Here is a 4,079-nt window from a genome sequence, read left to right on the forward strand (position 1 = left end):
GGCCGCTGATGTATCCGAACAGGGTCCGAAAGGCAGTGTTGCCCGCATCCTCGAACGTCCCTCGGACGACAACCTCCGCGACGACGTGCGGGGCGTATCGCCGCAGCTCGAACTCCTCATACGTCTGCACGACTTCGTAGGCCTGCTTTTCGGTCACCTCAGGAACGCTACTCGCCTCGCGCAGTCGCGTTCATGGTCCGTGGTCAGCACCGCTGCGTCACTTCGCCGCCTGTCGGCGCGGTCTCGCGAATTGGTGAGCCGGGGAGTCACAGGTGAAGGTGTAGGCGCAGCGCGTCATCCAGCGCCGCCATGAGCGCGGTCGGCACGCGCCCAAGGACTGGCCCCACTCGCTCTACGGAGACCGACCGGACCTGTTCCGCCTCAGCTTTCGAGTCCACCCTCAGACCAGACTCCACCGAAGCCAGAGCCACCTGGAACGGGTAGACCCTGGCCACGCTGCTGGTGACCGGCACGACCGTCACCACGCCACGTCCCAGCTTGGCGGCAGTGGCGTTGGCCCGGTCGTTGCTGACGATCACGGCGGGCCGCCGTTTGTTCGCCTCTGCACCCATGGCGGGATCGAGGTCGACCAGGCGGATCTCACCTCGCAGCATCGGCGAGCCCGTCTGCGGTGGTCTCCTCCCAGGCCGCGGCCTCACCGGTGGTTTCCCATTCCTGCCAAGCGGCCGCGTAGGCGTCGTCCAGCTGGGGGTCGCTCAACAGACGGATCGCGCGCTGAATGGCCTCGGAACGGGTCGGCACGCCGACCGCCGCGGCGTATCGGTCAAGTGCGGCCACGTCCTCGGCGGGAAGACTGATGCTCAGCTTCATAACGCGATGCTACCGCGGTATTACCGAATATGCTACCGAAGTGGGACGTGGTTCACGTGCGTGACATTCGACGAGTGGGACGCCCTGGAGGGGGGCGAGCACACCCCCAGCAGGCATCCTCCTGGCGACGGAGATCCCTAGCGTCGCGTCGCCGCCATTGACGCGGAGCGTTCAGGGGGTCTGGTCCGGCACATTCCTCGCCGTCCTCGAATGGCGCCAACCGACCGCCCAAGCCGACCCGCCAAAGCGCGCATCTGCCAAAAAGCGAGTCTCGCTCATGCCGGGTATGGCCGTGGAACGACCTCCAGCCTGCGGGGCCTCCGCTGCGGGGTGGTCGCATCTTAGTCCGGGGGAGGGAGCAGCACTCCGAAGCCGGAGATGGCAAGGCGGAGCAGCACCTGACCCGGTGCCGTCAGCTCGGCGATGCGGGCAGCGGATAGCACCTCTAGCTCGGCCAGCTGGGAGGCAAATACCGCCGGTCCACGGGCTCTGGCGTCGCGCAGCAGGAGCGTGTTGTGCCAGACCTTCAACCGGGCCTCCTTGAGAATCCACCGCGAGGCATACCGGTTCACGGGCTGCAGCAGGCGGTCCAGCAGGCTCCGGGTTGAGGACCTCGACAGCTGCGCGTCCTCGGCCGCGACCCGCCCCGACAGCACGCCGTCGATCCGGCCGTGGTCGCGCCGGCGGCGGTCCACCAGCTCGGGGTCGGCGAAGTCGGAGTCCGAGATCACCGCCAGCAGCGCTTGGGGGAGGTCGAAGTTGATGTGGGCGTTGATCCCGAGCAGCACGTGCCGTAGCGGCGGCAGCGTGGCGGGCGCCTGAAACGCTAGCCGCCACGGCCGCGGAACCCGCCCCTGGCCCGAGATTCGCGCGTCTAACGCGGCTAGGTAGAGCCGGGCGAACGCCTCATCCCAGGCTGACACCCACGTGGGGTCCTCGAACACCTCGGACCGGACAGCGTCCTGGACCGCCTGCGTCGTCCGCCGATAGGTCGAAAGGAACGCAGCATGCGCGCGCAGGTCCGGGGGCAGCGCATCCAGTCGGGTCTGCAGCTCGGACAGCACTACGGCGACGGGATCGCTAGCCACGCCGTCATCTGGGGCGTTCACGGGAAGCTCCTTCGGGCTGCCCCTGCCCGTCCTAGTCTGGACGGGATGCCGACCCGGGCCTAGTGTCCACAGGATCGCCCCAGCCGGATTCCCACCACGGTCCTGCCCCGGGCGCACGGGAACCGAGGTGTGCGGACCTGCCAGCAGGTGCGGAAGCCGTCAGCGACGACCGGGTGCTGCGCGGCACCCGTTGGCTCTCGGCATCCATCGCCCCGTTCCTCGTCGTGGCCTTCGTGCTGCTCTACCTCTTCCCCGCAGACACCCAACGCCTCTTCGCCTGGACGATCACCCCGACGATGACGCCGATGACCCTCGCGGCGGCCTACCTCGGCGGCGCCTACTTTTTTATGCGGGCCGTCCGCGAACGCCGGTGGAGCAGCATCAAGGCCGGGCTGCCGTCCGTCACGATCTTCGCCACCCTGCTGGGGATCGCCACGATCCTGCACTGGGACCGCTTCAACCACGCCCACCCCGCGTTCTGGCTGTGGGCGGTCCTGTACGCGACCGCCCCGTTCCTCGTGGCCTGGGCCTGGCTGGCCAACCGACGCTACGCCGCCCCCGCCACCGAGGACGAAGAGCGCATCGGGGGCACCGCTCGCAGGTTCGCAGCAGTCGCCGGCGTCGGCGCCTTCGGGTGGGGCGCGGTGATGTTCATCGCACCAACCACCATCATCCCCCTCTGGCCGTGGTCCCTGACGGCCCTGACCTGCCGGGTGCTCGGCGCCATCTTCTGCCTTGGCGTCGCCGGGGTATGGATCGCCGCGGACCCACGCTGGGTCACCGTGCATCTCATGCTCCAGGTCGAGATCATCATGGTGGGATCCATCGTGGTGGCCGCTGTCCGTGCCTGGTCCGAGCTGCTTTTCGACAAGCCGCTCACCTGGGTCTTCCTCGGCGGCTCGACTGCGCTCCTGCTCGGGTCCGCAACCCTGTGGCTAACCCACCTGAACCTGCCGGCGGCATCGCGGCCGGGCTCCGACGCAAACCAAGGTCCGCACCCGACGACCACTACCTAGCCTCCACACCCAGAGGCAACTCCCTCACTCACCGCGAGAGGATCGTCGGGTCCTATGCCGGAGAGCTTCACCGCTATGGCTGGCGGTCGATGTGTGTTGCGGCAACGCGGCTGGCTCGGTCATCGTCGAGGTATTCGCGGAGCAGAAACTTGGTCGTTCCTGATCCCGAGGGCCTCGACCCAACTCACAGCGCATCACCGCGCCCGGCGTGTCGCCACCGCCCCGCCGCAGGTACGAAGAGCCACCAAACTGAGACGCGGCCTCGGGCTGGCGTTCGCCCGGGAATTTTTTCGGTCTCGCCCCCCTTGGTGCATCATACCGTAGCCGCTAAAGACCGCAGCCTCAGTGCTGTGCATCACAAGCGGATGGAGGATTTAGGCGGTCTGCGCAACGATGGGCGCTCGAGGGTTGAACAGTCGCTGCTGCATGGTTTGAGCGGGGGTCCTCATGCCTAGCCCACGCCGCGGTTGCTGGTCAGGATCTTCGAGGTCTTGAGGTAGCGCTGGGAGACGACTTGAAAGAGGGGCGGAGGCGGCCTCGGCGGGCAACGGCAGGCAGCCCGGTTCGTCGATGGCCAGGCAGGTGGGTCCGGCGCAGAAGCGCAGTTGGTGGCCCAGTGGCCTTCGATCGCGGCGCGGTGGCAGCGGGCGGCGCGGTCGGCGGCGGTGGTGAAGTAGGTGCCGTAGCCGGTCTCGGCGGCGGCGGACCGGGCCAGGGCGACTGGGGGGGTGGGTCTGGGGTCAGCGCTCATCGTTCGGGTCCTCAGTGCAGATGGGTGGCAGGAAGCCGCGTGGGAGGCAGTACCTGGGTCATCGACGACCACCACACAGAGGAGCAGCACATCGGCCAGGACGTCTCCGAGCTCGTTCCGGCGCTCCGTCGTGCTATCCACGGTCAGGTCGAGTTCGTCGTCGCCCGACCGGGCGATCACGAATGTTCACCACAACGGGGGATCCACATCCTGCTGTCCAACGACCAGGTCCCGCCGCCGATGCAGCGACGCTCGAAGTCGGTGGCCACACTGATGCCGCACGGAGATGGCGTCACCGCTGCTCCCGGCCGCCTTGTCGGATGTCGCGAGGTCGCCCGGGCGGTCAGCGTGTTCGGGGCCGAGAAACAAGCT

General features: G+C 68.0%; 7 protein-coding genes. 2 read left to right on the forward strand and 5 right to left on the reverse strand.

Annotated elements, in window-relative coordinates:
- The 4 genes from ACLL9L_RS00945 to ACLL9L_RS00960 form a co-directional block, all read right to left on the reverse strand.
- A partial coding sequence (locus tag ACLL9L_RS00945; RefSeq protein ID WP_411282771.1) for a heme-binding protein occupies positions 1 to 157 on the reverse strand: 157 nt, incomplete at its 3' end.
- Positions 158 to 266: 109 nt separating this feature from the next.
- Positions 267 to 614 (reverse strand): type II toxin-antitoxin system PemK/MazF family toxin, encoded by a 348-nt coding sequence (locus tag ACLL9L_RS00950; RefSeq protein ID WP_411282765.1) that lies wholly within the window; start codon positions 612 to 614, stop codon positions 267 to 269.
- Complete coding sequence (locus tag ACLL9L_RS00955) at positions 601 to 831, reverse strand: ribbon-helix-helix domain-containing protein (protein ID WP_411282766.1); 231 nt, start codon at positions 829 to 831, stop codon at positions 601 to 603. The genes ACLL9L_RS00950 and ACLL9L_RS00955 overlap by 14 nt, the downstream gene beginning before the upstream one ends.
- A 341-nt stretch (positions 832 to 1,172) precedes the next feature.
- On the reverse strand, positions 1,173 to 1,940 hold the full coding sequence (locus ACLL9L_RS00960) for a DUF5995 family protein (RefSeq protein WP_411282767.1): 768 nt from the start codon (positions 1,938 to 1,940) through the stop codon (positions 1,173 to 1,175).
- A 173-nt stretch (positions 1,941 to 2,113) separates the two neighbouring features.
- Between ACLL9L_RS00960 and ACLL9L_RS00965 the strand changes: the two genes are divergently transcribed.
- Positions 2,114 to 2,956, forward strand: coding sequence for a hypothetical protein (locus tag ACLL9L_RS00965; protein ID WP_411282768.1), 843 nt, complete (start codon positions 2,114 to 2,116; stop codon positions 2,954 to 2,956).
- A gap of 451 nt (positions 2,957 to 3,407) precedes the next feature.
- Here ACLL9L_RS00965 and ACLL9L_RS00970 read toward each other — a convergent pair whose 3' ends face one another.
- The gene (locus tag ACLL9L_RS00970; RefSeq protein WP_411282769.1) at positions 3,408 to 3,707 is read right to left on the reverse strand and encodes a hypothetical protein; all 300 of its coding nucleotides are present in this window, start codon (positions 3,705 to 3,707) and stop codon (positions 3,408 to 3,410) included.
- Between the two features lie 39 nt (positions 3,708 to 3,746).
- Between ACLL9L_RS00970 and ACLL9L_RS00975 the strand changes: the two genes are divergently transcribed.
- On the forward strand, positions 3,747 to 4,079 hold a 333-nt coding region (locus ACLL9L_RS00975), incomplete at its 3' end, for a hypothetical protein (protein ID WP_411282770.1).

Source organism: Lapillicoccus sp. (genome assembly GCF_046595215.1).
Classification (GTDB): Bacteria; Actinomycetota; Actinomycetes; order Actinomycetales; family Dermatophilaceae; genus Lapillicoccus.

Bases quoted from the DNA above. Each gene is read 5' to 3' on its own strand.
- ACLL9L_RS00950 (WP_411282765.1), bottom strand. From the start codon at position 614: ATGCTGCGAGGTGAGATCCGCCTGGTCGACCTCGATCCCGCCATGGGT.
- ACLL9L_RS00955 (WP_411282766.1), bottom strand. From the start codon at position 831: ATGAAGCTGAGCATCAGTCTTCCCGCCGAGGACGTGGCCGCACTTGAC.
- ACLL9L_RS00970 (WP_411282769.1), bottom strand. From the start codon at position 3,707: ATGAGCGCTGACCCCAGACCCACCCCCCCAGTCGCCCTGGCCCGGTCC.